This window comes from Candidatus Uabimicrobium helgolandensis, from assembly GCF_041508025.1.
GTDB classification, from domain to species: domain Bacteria; phylum Planctomycetota; class Uabimicrobiia; order Uabimicrobiales; family Uabimicrobiaceae; genus Uabimicrobium; species Uabimicrobium helgolandensis.
Window position 1 is genome coordinate 8280206 of record NZ_CP165719.1, and the last position, 16168, is coordinate 8296373.

Consider the following 16168-nt stretch of genomic DNA (forward strand, 5'->3'; position numbering starts at 1 on the left):
GAATGAAACCAACGGAAGTATCTTGGTGTTTTCCATTCAAAGCAAGCCGTGCCGCTTATCCGAGAAGCCGATGGATTTTGCGAATCGGGCAAAAATTATAGTATAAAAATATTTATTATTATCAATAGTTATCACTTTTTAATAGAAATACTATTGAGGATAATCCTTTAATGAAGCGGCACTACTAGAAAGAATGCTTCCCATTCCCCTATTATTTCAAAAAATGATTTAGTACCCGCGAGTATACATAACATCCGAACGAAGTACATATTTTCGCCCTGAAACAATTGTGGCTCCTTCATGAATAATCTCATGTTTAAACAATAATGCCATTCCAGTTTGCGGTTTTATAATAAGTTCTTCTTTTTGATCCAACAAAGGCATAAAGAAGAACTTTGTTTCTCCTCCTTCACAGTCTTCATTTAAATAAATAATGAAAGTAAAAAGGCTATGCTCACCATTTTCTCTAGTGTAAATATCATCACTATGAGGAGCAAAGCGCTGCCCTAGATCATATCTATAAAAACGAAATCTCTCATTCAGTCCGAGAGATTCTCTTCCTTCACATTTTTCAGGAACAAATACTTTTACGCGTTCCCATAGTTTTTTCGCCATATCTTCATCATTAAGTATTACCCGAGTATTGTTGCGAATTTCAGGGCTAAAGCCCATGACTATTTATAGGGGCATCAGCAAAACCAATATTCTCAGTATAATCGATATATTTTCGGCACTCTTCTTCAGAAAAAACATTGGTCACTGTAAAAATATTACTAGTCCATTCTTTTTTTTCCACTGTATTTTCTCCTAAAATAAAAACTAAGTCGTTGTAAGAAAGCAATCGAACATTTTGACGCTGAAATTTTGAATTTTTAGTAGTACTTCAGTAAGACGTATTATAAATATGAACATGACAAGCGTATGCTTTTACTTAAATTCCACAAAATTGACAAAAATATTTTTTTCAAAACCAGTATTCATAAGAAATACATGAGATTTGTTAGGACTTTACACGAAGTGCGCCCATGCGCTAAGCAATGGCAATGCGCTTGAGAAAAGCCTACCTCGGCGGCCATTTCGGTTATTGCTATTTTCTTTTTTCCCTCTTTTTCAGCAATATTTTGTCTAATTTTTCCAAAAAAGAACCAAAAGTATGACTTGTCTTTTTTGCCATTGTAGCCTCGATAACCATGTAATGAAATTTAAAAAATTTGTTCACTTTTCTTTCACTACTATAGTGGTTGAGATTTTATTCACAAAATGAATAATTTACCATCCGCTTTTATAACATTCTTTTTGAGGTAGTATAAAGTTGCTTTGGTAATTTACAAAAAGGAGAAAATGAAAATGAAAGAGTTACTTCAAGCAATAAAAGAAGCTTACAAAGAAGATTCAACAATGAGTGTTATTAGTGACACTGAAATCGAAATACATGTTCGTTGTGAATGGGTTTTTCTTATATTGAGTTATTCCTTTTTTCTATTTTTTATTACGATTGCACTATTAAATATTAGCCAAAACATAGCGCTGGTTCCCTCATTTCTTTGGCTAGGTATCGTATTTTTTTTTGTTAGAGGGTCTATTTATTATGAAGGATTAAAATCTTTTTTTTTAGGGCACATAAAGCTATTAGCAACAAGACATTTTCTTACAATTGATCATAGCAATGAAAAGCCTATTTTGCAGTTCGGTTATGAATTGTGGGGAAAACGTTTTTATTGTTTTCAAACAAGCGTAGATAATCTTGCTATTGTTAGCTGGTCTTATGGGCAAGGAAGTCACCGCTTAGGCTGGGATTGCGGAGATTGGGGAGTAACTTTTTGTATAAATACATCTGCATGTGGCGAAAAAAAATCTCAAGAAGTTTTTTGTATTAATGAACATGATTTATCACGTAAAAATTGCTTTAAACTAGGAATTGCTATTGTCATTTTTTTACAGAGAAATGGAGCGCAGCTTACACAAATAAGTGAAAATAAATGGGCATCGATTGATTGTCCAAGTTATAAAAAAACCGAAAATAATAATGATTTAGACAAAGAAGTGATCTGTAGCGAAATAATGCTGTTTCAAGAAGCTAACGGAGTTTTTCCTTTAATAATAAACTTGGTCTTTTTTTGGGCGATAGTTTTTAGTTTTTCTTTAGGAGATCAAGAAGTGACTAAAATTTTTATATGTATGCATCTATTGTTTATTGAATATCCGTTATCTAAAGGATGCGTATTTAAAATTTTGGTTTTGTTTTTTCTCTTTGCCATTACTTACACAAATGTTTTGTTGATCTTATGTACTGCTGCGATTTATTTGTTTTTAGTCTATTGCTTTGCCTTAAAATATAAAGAGAAAAGCCATACATGTTTGGTAAAAGCATTTGCAAGAAAAATTATTTTGTCTATAGATAATAACGCGCCCCAAGAAACAATTTTATTCCACTACAAACTGTGGGGAAATCGTTATTTCTATCATGCAGAACAAGCGAGCAATGTTGTTGCTATTGAACAAAATCGGGATAATCTATATCTGAAAATGTGTATATTAGATAAAGAGAAGGCAACTTCAAATTCTGAATACCCAGAGAAGAAATTGTTTTTTGTTTTAGGGAAACAAAAGACATCAAACGTTATTGCTTTTTTGCGCAATAATGGAGTCAATCTTGTAAAAAAAAGCTCATACTGTTGGCAAGTTACACATCGAAATCACGACATCACTTTTATTCGTGATTTTCAAAAAACCTTGGGATAGGACACTGTGAATACTTGGTAGATTAAAAGCTAGGGCGATCTAACACAAATAATATTAAAGTTACACACGTTATCCATATGATTATTTATTTTTAGTATCAGGTGTTCGTGCCAGACTACTGACAGCAAAACATACTCATATAAATTCAAATTAATAATTGTAAATCAAAAAAGTCATACAAGCCTTTCTATTTCAAAGAGAAAATTTTGTAAATCATTTTTGGCAGAGTAAATAAGTGATCTTCTTTCTAGATCAAACAACAATTTCTTTTGAAAAACGATCTCACTATGTGGAAAATCAATACAAGAAGAAGGAGATAGTTCTAAATCAGAACAAAGAGCATAAGAAGCAGCAACTCCTGATGAAAAAAGAAAAAGATGTTATAATAAAGTGTCAGACTCGTGTCAGACTCGAATGTCATTCAGTTAAGCTTATGAGCGAGTAAAAATTAGGTATACAAAGGTAATTGAAAAAAGAAATCTTTCTTCCTAAAATGGTTAAATCAGAAAAAACAAAAACCAAGAAGGAAGAAAGAGATGAAATTATACAGAAGAAACGCCTTTGAAAAAATAGAAAAAAAATTTGCAGAAGAACAAGGCTTACCATTCATAAAACTACTAAGAAAAAATTTAATAGAAGAAGTGATAAAAGAAGAGAAAATCAAGTATCGAAGTAGAGTATTTACACCAGCAATAACATTGTGGGCATTTCTATCGCAAATATTATCAGATAACAATAGTTGTGAAGAAACGGCGGGAAGAGTGAGGGCATTTTTTACGAAACAAAATAAGAAAATGAGTTCAATATGCGCAAGCGCTTACTGTCAAGCAAGGCAAAGGCTACCTAAAAATTTGATATCGAAATTAGTGAGTAAAGTTGTCGCAGAAACGAGGGAAGAACTACCAAAAGAAAGATTATGGAGAGGACGGCGAGTAGCGATAGTTGATGGCAGTTGTATCAATGCACCAGATACAATTAAGAATCAAGAAATGTATCCTCAAATCAAAAGCCAAAAAGAAGGTTGTGGCTTCCCAATTATCAGAATAGCAGTGGCTTTTTGCTTAGCAACAGGAATGGTAATTAAAATTCGTTTTGCCAATTATTCTATTCATGAAAGAGTTTTATTTCGCCGTTTATATGAAAACCTTGAACAAGGAACAGTTGTTTTAGGTGACAGAGGATGTTGTTCTTATTGTGATTCTGCCTACCTTCAATATCTTTATAAGCATGATTTTGTTTTTCGTGTTAGAGGTAAAGCCAATACTCGCTTAGCAAATACTACTTATATTGTTGAAAAACAAGAAATAAAAAAATGGCATCGCCCTAAGAGACTACCTGATTGGGTTGAAATGCCATATTTAATTCCTGAATCAATGGAAGTTCGCCTTGTTCAGTACAAAGTTAATACTCCTGGCTTTCGTTCCAAAGAGTTTATCATAGTCACTTCTCTACTTGATTTTGACGCATATACTTTTGGAGATATTGCGCAGTTGTACTTTCTTCGATGGAATGCAGAGCTTTATCTACGTACTTTGAAAACTAATATGTGCATGGAAAAACTAAAAGGCAAAACGCCTGATATATTGTATAAAGAAATCTATGCCTATGTTTTAGCCTACAACCTTATCCGTCTTGTTGTTTTTCATACTGCTGTTGCACACAACCATATTCTTTATTTAGTTAGTTTTAGGCATTCTCAATACTCAATTCTTTCTTTCCTTGAGCAGATGAGATCTAGTTCTATCGCGGCGCAAAACTTTTTGTTTAAAGCACTTATTTTGGATATTTCAAAAAAGCTTTTACCTGTCCGTACTACTATGCGTGTAGAACCTCGTCGGATTAAACAACGAATGAAGAGATTTACTTTACTTACTAAGCATCGTAACGAGTACAAAGTCCTTATTATTCAAGGGATTAGTACTGAAAAACCTTAGCTTAACTGAATGGCATTAGTGTCAGACTCATTGAGATCTTATGAGATCTTAAACTAAATAATATTCCAAGATAAGTGAAATTAGGCAATTGCATGGTATATGTGTGAGTCTGGCCCCCATTATCTGGCCCCCCATTATCTTGTCCTCTTAAATCCAAATGTTTTGACGGAAAATACAACAAGTGGAGAGGACGTTCTCTCAGAGTCCGCGAAGGCGAATTTTTTCAAGATCAAAAAAGAAAAAAAATGCGAACTTCACAAGGCCGAGCAGAGATCAGAAAAAGAAGTCTTATTGAGCACCGCATCTCTCATCAAGTTAAAAGTCAGGGACGTAAAGCTCAATACAGTGGTTTGCGCAAAAATCAATTTGATGGCCGATGTCACGCTGCTATTCTTAATTTGCATCTCGCTCAGCAATATTGGGAATCTCAAAATCTATTGGCTGTGGCCTAGATAAAACTATTCAGTGTTCTAGTACTACAGTTGTAATTAAAATAACAAATAGGTAGCTATAAAAATTAGACACTCTGTAGGTCTTATTTTATCGATAGCTCTTCTCAAATAGCAAAAAACACTGTTATTTGTAAACAGCTAGAAACACCGAAAAATAAGGAACTGTACTTAGTTACAACTGTAGTACTAACAGAGGAAGAAATTTGTATCATTTTTGCAGAAAAAATATCTAGTTGACAGCTTCCTATTTTGATTTCATAATAAAAACATATAAAAAACTGAATGGCGTTTGATTTGGGGAAATTTATTAAGGTTTTTCGATGAAAATACGAAATAAATCTCTAAGAGAAGTAAAAAACAACGTAAAATATTTCGCGTGTGCTTTTTATTTAGACAAAGATATAAAACACAAAATAAGTAATTCTTTTTTTGATAACTGCAGCTTTAGATCTAGGTTTAAATTAGGATATATAGAAAATTGTACATTTCAAAATTGCACATTTCCAAATGGACTAGAGTTCTCTTGGAATCACCGATCAAAAATACCAGAAGAAGTATGGCACCTTTATAGTCTTACTCATTTAGACCTAGAGTATGAACCCGAATATACAAACCAAAGTTCTTACGAATTGGGTCCGTTTTATACAGCTAATAGAGAAGAATTACCAAAAGAAATAGAGCAACTTTCCAATCTTACTCACCTAGCTATACGTCAGAACGGATTAATAAAAATATCAAAAGAAATAGGACAACTTTCTAATCTTAGGTTTTTAGATTTAACTCATAACAAAATAAAAGAATTGCCAAAAGAAATAGGACAACTTTCCAATCTTACTCACTTAAGCCTAAGTAACAACGAACTAGAAAAGCTACCAGAGGAAATAGGACAACTTTCTAACCTTGAATTTTTAGATTTATCCCGTAACAGATTAGAAAAATTACCAAAAGAAATAGGACAACTTTCTAATCTCACTTACTTAAGTCTATATAGCAACAAACTAGAAAAGTTACCAGAAGAAATCGGACAACTTTCTAACCTTACTACACTGGATATGATCCGCAACAAACTAGTAGAGTTACCGAAAAAAATAGGACAACTCTCCAATCTTAATCGTTTATGTTTATCCTCTAACAGATTAAAAAAACTACCAAAACAGATAGGACAACTCTCCAATCTTAATCGCCTGTTTTTAAGCTACAATGAATTTAAAAAACTGCCAAAAGAAATAGGACAACTCTCCAATCTTACTCACCTGTCTTTAAGGTACAATGAATTTAAAAAACTGCCAAAAGAAATAGAAAAGTTTCCGAAACTTGCTAACTTAGATTTGAGAAAAAACTACATACAAAAAAGGCCAACGAAAATTCATCGTGGGATTAAGTGGCTGCCGCAAAGAATATAATGCACCTCCAAATTTAGACCAAAAAATGAAAGTCTAGACCAAAAAATGAAAGTCTAGACCAAAAAAGTCCTGTACGTTCGAAGCTGGCATTCGTGTCAGCTGGCATTCGTGTCAGCGGTAGCTAATGAGACATTAGTTTTTTTTGGTATGAAACTGAATCAACAATAGAATAGTTAGTGCAAAGTACCTCGCTGTATTGTTAAAATTTAAATTTTAACCCATAAAATATAAGCGAGGCACAACTATGAATCCTACAAAAAAAGTTGGTGAGAAAAAAGCTAAAAGCATAGAGACATTTGATATTATTAATCCTGATGCGGCAGGAATAGACATAGGATCAAAAGAACACTGGGTATGTGTACCATCAGACCGAGATTCAAAAAATATTAGAAAGTTCTCTGCCTTTACGTATGTGTGAGTCTGGCACGAATGTCGTACATTCATTTTCAACTATTACTCCAAGAGATACACCTCTCGGATATGCCAAGTTTTTTATCATATTTTTATTCTCTATAATATTTATTTCAAGGTATTTCTACGACAAGATTTTCATTGAAACTTAAATTCGAAAAGATTTTTCCTGCTGGATTACACAAAATACGAGTACCATTAGGCCTAGTTATATCTACACTATCATGTAAATGACCATGAATCCATAGAACTATCCTACCCGTATCAGTCAAATTGGATAAATCTGAAGCAACATTTCCTGCGATCCAAGTATTGTAAAAATTTTTAGGTAAACAGTCGAAGTGCGGAGCGTGGTGTGTTACCATCACAATTGGAAGGTTTAAATCAGTATTGTTAATGTGAAATTCTAATTTATTACGAGCTTCTGTATGTAATGCAATTGAATCCCCTATAGTGAAACAGCGATTCTTTATTTCTATCTTTTCTCCTGTTATAAAATCATTTTCTACCTTTTCTGCAGAAAATCGATAATCACTCCAAAGGGTGCCACCAATAAAGCAACACTCATGTATTACTTTACAGTTATTGTTTAAAAGATTAATACCGCGCTCTTGAGCTAGAATTTCGGCGCAGTGTAAATTCTTATGAAATTCACCATTCCAATGCTCGTGGTTTCCCATAACGAAAACTACAGGCTTGCCCTTTGCAAGATTTTTTACAAAAGCTAGTCCTTCCACATAGTTTCCTTGCCACACATCGCCTGCTACAACCAAAATATCAAAATCAGAGCATTTAGGCTTGAATCCATATGGATAAGGAACACTCTCAAGATGCAAATCAGATATAATCCAAAGTCTTGGCAATTCAATTCCTTTCTTTTCAACTGCTATAAAGTCCAAGTAAATAAAAAATTTATTCTTGTAAAAAATGAGGGATGTTTCAAGAAGTAGCAGAAAGAAAAACCCCCCTGTAATTATCCATTCTAATTGTATCTTTCCAAAATTCATATCAATTTTTTATTGAAATCAATTTTTAACATTTTTAACTTAGTTAACATTTATTATAATGTCTAATAAATTAAAGAAGAACATATACACATGTCGTTTAGTATCGACTCTGAAGAATCGCGTACAAAAATAAAAAGGAAGATTTTTACGATGCAACTATCGCCTCAGCAAATGGAAGAGCTAGCGGAGAAATGCCTAAAAAGCCTAACAAAAGAAGATGCTAATTTCGCAATGCTAGCAATTAATGTACAACCAGAGGAAGTTATTCAATCACTTCACCTTAAAACCTATTTCCTAAACATTGTTAGGTTTTTACAAGCACGAGATAAACTGAAAAACTGGTTACTACAACTTAGTACTGTTAATCAACTTACATTTGCAAAAGAATGGCTACAAAGTTACGAGGAGAAGAAAACAGAAGGTAAAGAAAGCAATAAGAACCAAAAAGTAGACACAAGTTACCAATTAGGTATCTTTGCCTCTTACGTAAAATCAGACGATAGCAAAAATACAGCCGGTTATCACAACTACTGTGGAGTAGTTAATTCTTTATTAGAGTTATTAAAATTAGATAACCTTTCTTACAAAGATATTCAACATAACAGTCAAGTTACCTTTGCAACGATTATAACTCTTTTAGAACAAAAATATGATGAAACTTGCTCTCAATCTTTTTCCATTGCCATATTGTTAAGTGAATACATTTTAATTCAGAATTGTTATGGTTCAAGTGACGAAAGATTAAAAAGCTATAGTAAGCAAATTTTTTCTTTTGACAAATCTCCTTATTGGGAGGCATCTACAGAAATTCTAAAAGAGATAGATATATATTTCACAAGAGATACTTCTGATAATGGTGTACACAAACTTTTAGATAAGGTACGGACACTATCCAGAAAAAGAAAAACTAGGCGCGTACACCAATTTTTAGATAAAGTACCTAAAAAAAGAAAAATCAGAGGGCGCAGTCATAGCCAAGTTAAAACCGTGAAAAAAAGTATTTTTATAAAAAGTTTTCGGTTTCTTTTTATATTTGTTCTGACCACCTCAGCTTTTTTATATCTTTCTGAATTACACACCCAAAGCTTATTAAAAAATAAACTTGTGGTAATAAAAAAAATGAAGGAACCATGGAAGAGAATTTTGGCATTAAAGTCATTGTATAAAGAGCATCCAGATAATCGACAAGTCAAAGATTTTCTAAAAAAAGAAGAGTCTGTTAAGCAAAAACAACTTGCTGAAATAGAAGAAGTTGAACACATTTGGAGTAAAATTAAAGCATTAAGAAAATTTATCGAAGATTACCCAAATGACAAAAATGCTAAGAAAAGCTTTCAATACGCTCAAGAAATTTATAAAAATCAATCAGAAGGCTTAATAGGGTATTGGTCAGGAAATAACGAATTAGATTCTTCAGGTTTCAACAACCACGGAGAACTTATGCATGGAGCAAAACTAACAAAAGGAAAATTTGGTTCGGCCTTTATTTTCGATGGCGTAAATGATGGTTTTTATATAACAAAGCAGCAACAAAATTTTGACAATCTAAAAGATTTCACAATTTCAGCATGGATAAAATTTTCCAGCTTACAAACCGCTCGTAACTCAGCTATTTTATACAATTATTCAGGAAATGCATTTTGGGGATTATTTATCGACCAAAAGGGCAAAGCAATGGGAGCTATCCGTAAAGGTAGCGACCTTAATACAATATACATTAAGGGACAAAGAGCACTCAACGATAATAAATGGCATCAATTGGTCCTTGTACGAAACGGTAGTAATATAACGCTATTTGTAGATAATCGATCTGTAGCAAAAGAAAAGTTTTTCACAGGATCTATCGATATCAATATACAATTCCTCACAATAGGAGGAGCATATACTAGTTCCGGTTATAAAACTTTAAAACAATTTCACGAAACGCCCTTTAAAGGTATAGTTGATGAAGTTAAAGTTTATAATAAAGCACTCAAAAAAATACGCGATTAGATTGAGTATCGCCAGACTGCGAAAAATCCTATAACCTTTACAAATATTGTCTTCACAGAATAGGGTTAGATGAAGATTTATCAAGCGTATTAATCTGATGGGTTTGGTAAGGAAATAAAACGAAATATCGTAATGCAGTATATCTCTATTTGTTAGTTGCAAATAGCCGTGAATTGATCATTTGATGTTGAATTAGTTTTGCGGTATGAGTATCTCACAACGGTCGGGACCTTCCAACTTTGCGTTTCCAACTTATTGCACCTACGAAACTCTTTATCGATCTATTTTTTTGTTTTCTAACCGCGCTTGCATTTTTCACATCTTGGCCAAGCACACTTTACTTTGTTACGCTCTAACAATTCCATCCCTAATAATTTACATGCTTTATCTTTTCTAATTTGTTCTGGATCTTTATTTCATTTTCGCTTATTATTTTTTTTAGACACAGCATTTTTGACTCCTTTGTTTGTGGTGGGGCGGAGATATCATTTTTGTGCCGTATTCATATTATTTTCCATCTTCTTTTTTAACCTTTACCATTAGGTATTCGTAACTTTACCGTCCCGCCTTTTGTTACATGCTCCCGCGTATCATTTTAGAGAGGTTTTTCAATGAAAATAGTAAGTGTTATTTGTTGCTTTATTGCAATTCTCACTGGATGCGATCAAGAAGTGGATATAAGTAAATTAAATATCCAGTTTATGGCTTTACACCAAGATAACGGAGTAAGTTTGTTAGATCCAAAGATCGATTATGCTTTAAATGTAGATACAGGAAAGTTAACTAATGCAAAAAGTCCGCAGTCCGCAGTATATGGAGAGAAGTTTTTTGCTATTGCTAATTTGAATAGCAACAACATCACATTACTTGATCCTACTAATCCGCAAACCCCAATGGAAGTAGTTGTTCCTCATGCTACGAAACCGTATGAGATAGCTTATGGCAAAAAGGTTTTTGCTATTGCTAACCTGCATAGCAATAACGTAACGCTTCTTAATCCTCAAAATCCGCAAAATCCTACGGAAGTAAAATTTGCTCGTGCTAAATCGCCACAATCTATTACATTTGGTCATAAATTCTTTGCTGTTTCTTGCGGATATAATGGATATATCACTTTTATAAATCCAGATGATCCTAAGAATCCCATAGAAATAAATGTTAGAAAGCGTATTGAAGCTAAGTCGCCTAATCAAGTTGCTTTTGGCGATGTTTTTTTTGCTTTTACTGATGATAAAATTTTGATTTTGGTCAAAGAAGACAACCTAGAAGATGTTATTCAAATAAAGTTACCCGGAGATACATCAAGAAGTGTTGTTTTTGGCAATGGAATTTTCGCTGTTTCAAACTATCATGACAACCATGTTACATATGTTAATCCAAAAGACCGCAGTACAGTTACGTTAAATATTGCCGGTGGTTCGAGTATAGGGTATGGAAATGGTTTTTTTGCTTTCGCAGATGAAATAAAAGCTGTGGTAACATTTGTTAATGCGAAAACGAAAAAGCCAATTATCATGAATCTTTCTAAACTTATTGGAGCCCAATTGATAGGAACTCCAACTTTCGGAAATGATTTGTTCGCAATTCCAACAATCAATAAAATTATCTTTGTTAATCCACTTAAAATAAAAAAATTCACACAAATTCGCGTAAAAAAATCTATAAAAATCGTCGCAAAATAAGTTCGCAAAACAAAAAATTCAAGACCTACATTAAAATTTGAATTACAAAAAAAGAGGACAGACCTTAACCGCGAATCACGAAGAGCGCGCATCTTGAAAAAAAAGGGACGGACCTGAATGCCATTCAGTTAAGGACATTCGTGTCAGACTCGTGTCAGACTCATTGAGATCTTATGAGATCTTAAACTAAATAATATTCCAAGATAGGTGAAATTCGGCAATTGTAACAAAAAAAGTATGCGGAATAAAAAATTATAAGTGTGTATAAAGTTACAACTAAGCCAAGTAAATGAGAAATGTTTTTCTCACTTGGGAAATAGAGACAGACTTTCCTGTAATTATCGCTATAGAAGATTTAAATATAGGTGAATTAGGTAGAATTTAGGTTTTAAATTTCCTCAAACAAGATGTATTTTGGTCTAAGATGCAACTTTTAGAAATAGTATAAAGTGTCAGACTCATTGCCAGTTATCAAGCAGTTGTCAATTTAAGGATAGTCATATTTATACCGATGAGTTTGGTATGAAGTTTGAGGATAGTCATATTTGTAAATTTTACCATCGATAATAGTTTCTGGGAGTAATGCCATTATCAAATATTGTTCATCATTACTTATTAGATTGTCACTTATTCCTAGAGAAACTAAATGCTTTTTTAGATTCATAATTTCTATTGGTAACTTTTTTAATTTGTTATTACAAAGAGATAAATGTGCTAATTTTCCCAAGTAACCGATTTCGATTGGTAAGTCTACTAATTTGTTTTTGTCAACAATCAAAGAATGAAGAGAACTTAAGTTTTTGATTTCAATTGGCAATTTTTCTAATTGATTATTGCTTATACCTAAATGACTTAAGTTAGTCAAATTTCTAATTTCAGCTGGTAATTCTTTAAGCTGGTTGCTTTTCAATTCTAGCAAAAAAAGAGAGGTTAAATTCGTTATCTCTTGTGGAAGTGTACTTAAATGATTATTTGTAAGAACAAGGCATGTCAGAAATGTATATTGGCAGACTTCTTTTGGTAATCGACAGAGCTCATTAGAGGATAAATCTAAAATAAAGCAACCTGAATAATTGCAATTTACAAATTTAGAATTCTTTAATAGTTTAAAATTTCCCCCATTTGTAAAAGCACAATTGTAAACTGCACTATTTTCTACTTTGTAATATTCTTCAGGTGAAAGCTCAAAAGTACAATTTACATATTGTGTATTTTTTTCTATTGTGCTCAGAGTTTGGTTTATCATCTTTTCCAATTTTATATTCCGCTTTTACTATTGTTGATAGAATTGTCCTTTAAACTACGACAAGTCTGGAAGCCAGGCATTCCATGAGTTGTTGTAAACAACTTTTCTGTGCTAAAGACTCTATAACTTTTTGTAGTAGCTCGTAATTTGAGACTTTTAGAATTTTTGTTAATGGACTGTGACAAGTCTGGCATATTCTTCACCACTGTTTACTCTAATTATAGAAAATCTGAAAAAGAGGGACAGACCTTTATAAAAAGAGTAAAAAGAGGGACAGACCTAAAAAAAGAGGGACAGACCTTAACCACGAAGACAGACTTAATAAAAAGAGGGACAGACCTTTATAAAAAGATAAAAAGAGGGACAGACCTTTATAAAAAGAGTAAAAAGAGTAAAAAGAGGGACAGACCTTAACCACGAAGACAGACTTATATACAGAAATAAAGATTTTGTTGATTGGATAATCAATGGAGTTTAAGAAAAAAAGAATAGTTGCGAAAATAATAATTGAATAAAAATTCAATTATGAGGATATTGTGTGCAGGAAATGTCACATTAATGAGCGATTGACAGACTTTGAGCGTTGTGAGTTTTCGTAGTCATTTTGCTTTGGGATTGCCGTATAGTAGCTTGCTAACTGGTATCGATATTCGTTTTTCTTAGAGTATATATATCTTTTTCTTGTGTTTTGTAATTTTTGCGTTTTTCATAGTATTTATGATTGGCATGTTTCTGAATGATGTTTTCTACAAATTGTTTTGAACCGTATATAATGCCATAAGTAATTGGTTGCTGCTTTTTTAGTAAGCCTTTTTCTTCCATCGCTAACTGCATTATTTGTCGATATTTTTTTTGTCTTTGTTTAGGTGAAGACCCTAGTTGTAAATATTGATCATGATAATCTATTTTAAAGATACTTTTTCCATATGCATGTTGTTTATAACTAGAGTATTTCCAATCTTTAGGATGTTTAGTTACGCCGTTTCTGGTCATGTTTAATTCAACATAAAACAGACAGTTCATGTAATATTCTTCTGACTCTATGATTGTTGAGTGGTATCTTCCTGTCCAAAAATGTCCTGTTTTTCCATGTTTTTTATTATATGCTTTTGCGAAATTACCTTGGCTATACTGCATAAAAAGAGATAAATTTTTGTTTCGTGGTGTACCTAAAATCAAATGAATATGGTTATTTGTCATACAAAACCCATAAATACTTACATCGTATTTATTCCGGGCTTTATTTAGCATTGTCAGATAGAGATCAAAGTCTTCGTTGCTGTCGAAAAAGTGCTGGCGATTATTACATCGTGCAATCACATGGTAGACCCCGCCAACATAAATTAATCTTGGAGCGCGCATTTTTTCTCCTGTTCTTAGTTATCGAAATTTTAATCTCATTATATCACTTTTTTCGACAATTTTTGAAAAGGAGTAAACTGTGCCAATAAAAATACAGTAAAAAAAGCGAACAGAAATTAAAACAACATAGAATTTTCGCGCTATTATTTGGATTTTTGTTGATTAGGTTGGTTTGTTAAAGTGTAGTTATCTCGGGATTGAGGAGGAAAAGAGCAGGGGTACCAGGATTCGAACCCGGACTATTGGTTTTGGAGACCAGTGTGCTAGCCGTTGACACCATACCCCTGTAAGGTATATATACGCTCGGCGGGATTTGAACCCACAACCCTCGGTTCCGAAGACCGATGCTCTATCCAATTGAGCTACGAACGCTGCTTTCGCTAGATAATACTAGAAAGTGTTTTTCTTTTCAAGAATTATTTCAAAAAAAACATTGTTATTTGTCATTGAAATTTTGGCTTCTTGGTTTAGGGGCGTTTCTTTCTTGTATTCTATCAGTTTATCATTTACGTAAATATTGCTATTTTCTTCGCTTGGTTTTATAAAATATTGATCGTTTTTGTATGTTATTGTTGCTTGATTGCGAACGCTTTTTTCTATAAAAATGCAACTTTCAGGTGATGTTCCTACTGTAAAGTCTTCGTAAAACAAAAAGTAAGATTCTTGGGGGGTGTTGCCAATGCGTTTTAGTAGCATGTTATTTTTACGCATACTGATTTCTAAGTCTAGTACTCCACCAACGTCTAAAATTTGTTTGTCATCAAGACTTCTTTCGCGGTTGAGAACAGCTAAGCAATCAACGCTTGTTCCGTTTGTGGAACCGTCATCTTTTATTGTATATTGCGAATTTTTTCGTTCTATTACGAAATGTTTACGGCTGATATCAGTCGTTGCCCACTGGAAAGAAATTTCTTCAAGTGGATACAATGCTAATTTTACATCATTACTTTTGTCACGTCCAAATTCCACAGTACTACCAGGAAGTAACAAAATTTTATGGCTAATATTTTGTTTTTTAAATCTTAGATAAGCATTTGTCATTGTTTGCCACTTTTGTTTAGGTTTGTGGTCTCATTTTTTAAAGAGATCCTGTTATTTTTGTATTTTCTACTTTTTTTTGCATTGTAATTTGATTAATATGCATTTGTATAACACAATTAGATGTATCGAAATTTATCTTAAGAAAATAATATACTCAGTATACTTTCCACCATGAATAGGAACACCCTACACGCCAGTACTCTGTGAAGATAGTTTTGATTACTTTAAGTCTGACTTAAATATTAAAAAAGGTAGTTTAATATTTCAAGAAAATTTTATAACAGTTATTTCTAAGCAGCTTCATCGCTTAAAATCTGTTAGGCAAGGAAAACAAAATGTTAAAACGATTATTTATATTTTTATTTTTTGCTGCTTTCCTGCCAAATTTATTGCTAGCAAAAGGTAACAACGCAAAAAAGTTACCAACAATGCCTGTTTTTTTGACTGTAAAAAAGATTTGGATCGAAGGAAAAGCAGGTAACTTGCAACCACTTTTATCTCACAAAGTTTCTCTCAACTTAGGAAAACAAAAGGGTCGATTTTCTAAAGGACAAGCAACAGCTATTTTAAAAACATACTTTCGAAAAATGCAAGTTACGGAGTTTAAATACTACCAAAAAAAGATGCAGTTAGCAAAAGCAAGCGCTCTTTGTTGTTATAAACTAAAGCGCTCTGGCAAAAAACGGCAAAAAATCATATACATCTATCTTGTGCTCGATACTAAAAACCGGAAATGGTTGATTAGTGGTATTAGTATTATTGGATAGGAAAGCAGCGTCCATAACCTAGTTCTTCCACTAAATGCTCTATGAAATTAGTTTTATTTTTAAAATATTGTAATTTCACAATTTTAAACTAGCGGTGTTCAAAGTAGCCAACCACAATGAAGATTAAAT

13 protein-coding genes, 2 tRNA genes and 1 pseudogene are annotated in these 16168 nt (G+C 32.7%); 8 read left to right on the plus strand and 8 right to left on the minus strand.

The genetic code is table 11. The annotated features are described in order from the left end of the window. Positions 1-228 precede the first annotated feature (228 nt). A complete protein-coding gene (locus tag UABHE_RS30525) occupies positions 229-615 on the minus strand; it encodes a 2OG-Fe(II) oxygenase (protein WP_372367189.1) in 387 nt (128 codons plus the stop codon). A 46-nt stretch (positions 616-661) separates the two neighbouring features. Further along, the gene (locus tag UABHE_RS30530) at positions 662-796 is read right to left on the minus strand and encodes a hypothetical protein (RefSeq protein WP_372367190.1); all 135 of its coding nucleotides are present in this window, start codon (positions 794-796) and stop codon (positions 662-664) included. Between the two features lie 551 nt (positions 797-1347). Between UABHE_RS30530 and UABHE_RS30535 the strand changes: the two genes are divergently transcribed. The 5 genes and pseudogenes from UABHE_RS30535 to UABHE_RS30555 all read left to right on the plus strand — a co-directional run bounded on the left by UABHE_RS30535 (position 1348) and on the right by UABHE_RS30555 (position 6949). After that, positions 1348-2742, plus strand: a complete 1395-nt coding sequence (locus UABHE_RS30535) for a hypothetical protein (protein ID WP_372367192.1) — start codon at positions 1348-1350, stop codon at positions 2740-2742. A 536-nt stretch (positions 2743-3278) separates the two neighbouring features. Then, complete coding sequence (locus UABHE_RS30540) at positions 3279-4676, plus strand: IS4 family transposase (RefSeq protein ID WP_372367193.1); 1398 nt, start codon at positions 3279-3281, stop codon at positions 4674-4676. A 149-nt stretch (positions 4677-4825) separates the two neighbouring features. Then, positions 4826-5128, plus strand: a pseudogene (locus UABHE_RS30545) (hypothetical protein); the annotation flags it as partial. Positions 5129-5448: 320 nt separating this feature from the next. Then, complete coding sequence (locus UABHE_RS30550) at positions 5449-6531, plus strand: leucine-rich repeat domain-containing protein (protein ID WP_372367194.1); 1083 nt, start codon at positions 5449-5451, stop codon at positions 6529-6531. Between the two features lie 244 nt (positions 6532-6775). Then, positions 6776-6949 (plus strand): hypothetical protein, encoded by a 174-nt coding sequence (locus UABHE_RS30555; RefSeq protein ID WP_372367196.1) that lies wholly within the window; start codon positions 6776-6778, stop codon positions 6947-6949. Positions 6950-7055: 106 nt separating this feature from the next. Here UABHE_RS30555 and UABHE_RS30560 read toward each other — a convergent pair whose 3' ends face one another. After that, positions 7056-7805, minus strand: a complete 750-nt coding sequence (locus UABHE_RS30560; RefSeq protein ID WP_372367197.1) for a metallophosphoesterase — start codon at positions 7803-7805, stop codon at positions 7056-7058. A gap of 294 nt (positions 7806-8099) precedes the next feature. On the opposite strand from UABHE_RS30560, the gene UABHE_RS30565 reads away from it, so the two are divergent. Together UABHE_RS30565 and UABHE_RS30570 are read left to right on the plus strand one after the other, a co-directional pair. Beyond that, a complete protein-coding gene (locus UABHE_RS30565; protein ID WP_372367198.1) occupies positions 8100-9941 on the plus strand; it encodes a LamG domain-containing protein in 1842 nt (613 codons plus the stop codon). A 611-nt stretch (positions 9942-10552) separates the two neighbouring features. Then, the gene (locus UABHE_RS30570) at positions 10553-11623 is read left to right on the plus strand and encodes a hypothetical protein (protein WP_372367199.1); all 1071 of its coding nucleotides are present in this window, start codon (positions 10553-10555) and stop codon (positions 11621-11623) included. Between the two features lie 487 nt (positions 11624-12110). On the opposite strand, the gene UABHE_RS30575 is transcribed toward UABHE_RS30570, so the two are convergent. The 5 genes from UABHE_RS30575 to UABHE_RS30595 form a co-directional block, all read right to left on the minus strand. Next, positions 12111-12869, minus strand: coding sequence for a leucine-rich repeat domain-containing protein (locus UABHE_RS30575; protein WP_372371698.1), 759 nt, complete (start codon positions 12867-12869; stop codon positions 12111-12113). Between the two features lie 633 nt (positions 12870-13502). After that, positions 13503-14231 carry a transposase gene (locus UABHE_RS30580; RefSeq protein WP_372367200.1) on the minus strand — a complete coding sequence of 243 codons (729 nt, stop codon included), beginning with the start codon at positions 14229-14231 and terminating at the stop codon, positions 13503-13505. Between the two features lie 213 nt (positions 14232-14444). Continuing rightward, positions 14445-14517, minus strand: a tRNA-Trp gene (locus tag UABHE_RS30585). A 12-nt stretch (positions 14518-14529) separates the two neighbouring features. After that, positions 14530-14603, minus strand: a tRNA-Arg gene (locus tag UABHE_RS30590). 18 nt (positions 14604-14621) lie between these two features. Beyond that, entirely contained in the window at positions 14622-15272 is a 651-nt protein-coding gene (locus UABHE_RS30595) for an FHA domain-containing protein (RefSeq protein WP_372367201.1), read from the minus strand. A 335-nt stretch (positions 15273-15607) separates the two neighbouring features. Between UABHE_RS30595 and UABHE_RS30600 the strand changes: the two genes are divergently transcribed. Further along, on the plus strand, positions 15608-16039 hold the full coding sequence (locus UABHE_RS30600; protein WP_372367202.1) for a DUF4783 domain-containing protein: 432 nt from the start codon (positions 15608-15610) through the stop codon (positions 16037-16039). Positions 16040-16168: the final 129 nt, after the last annotated feature.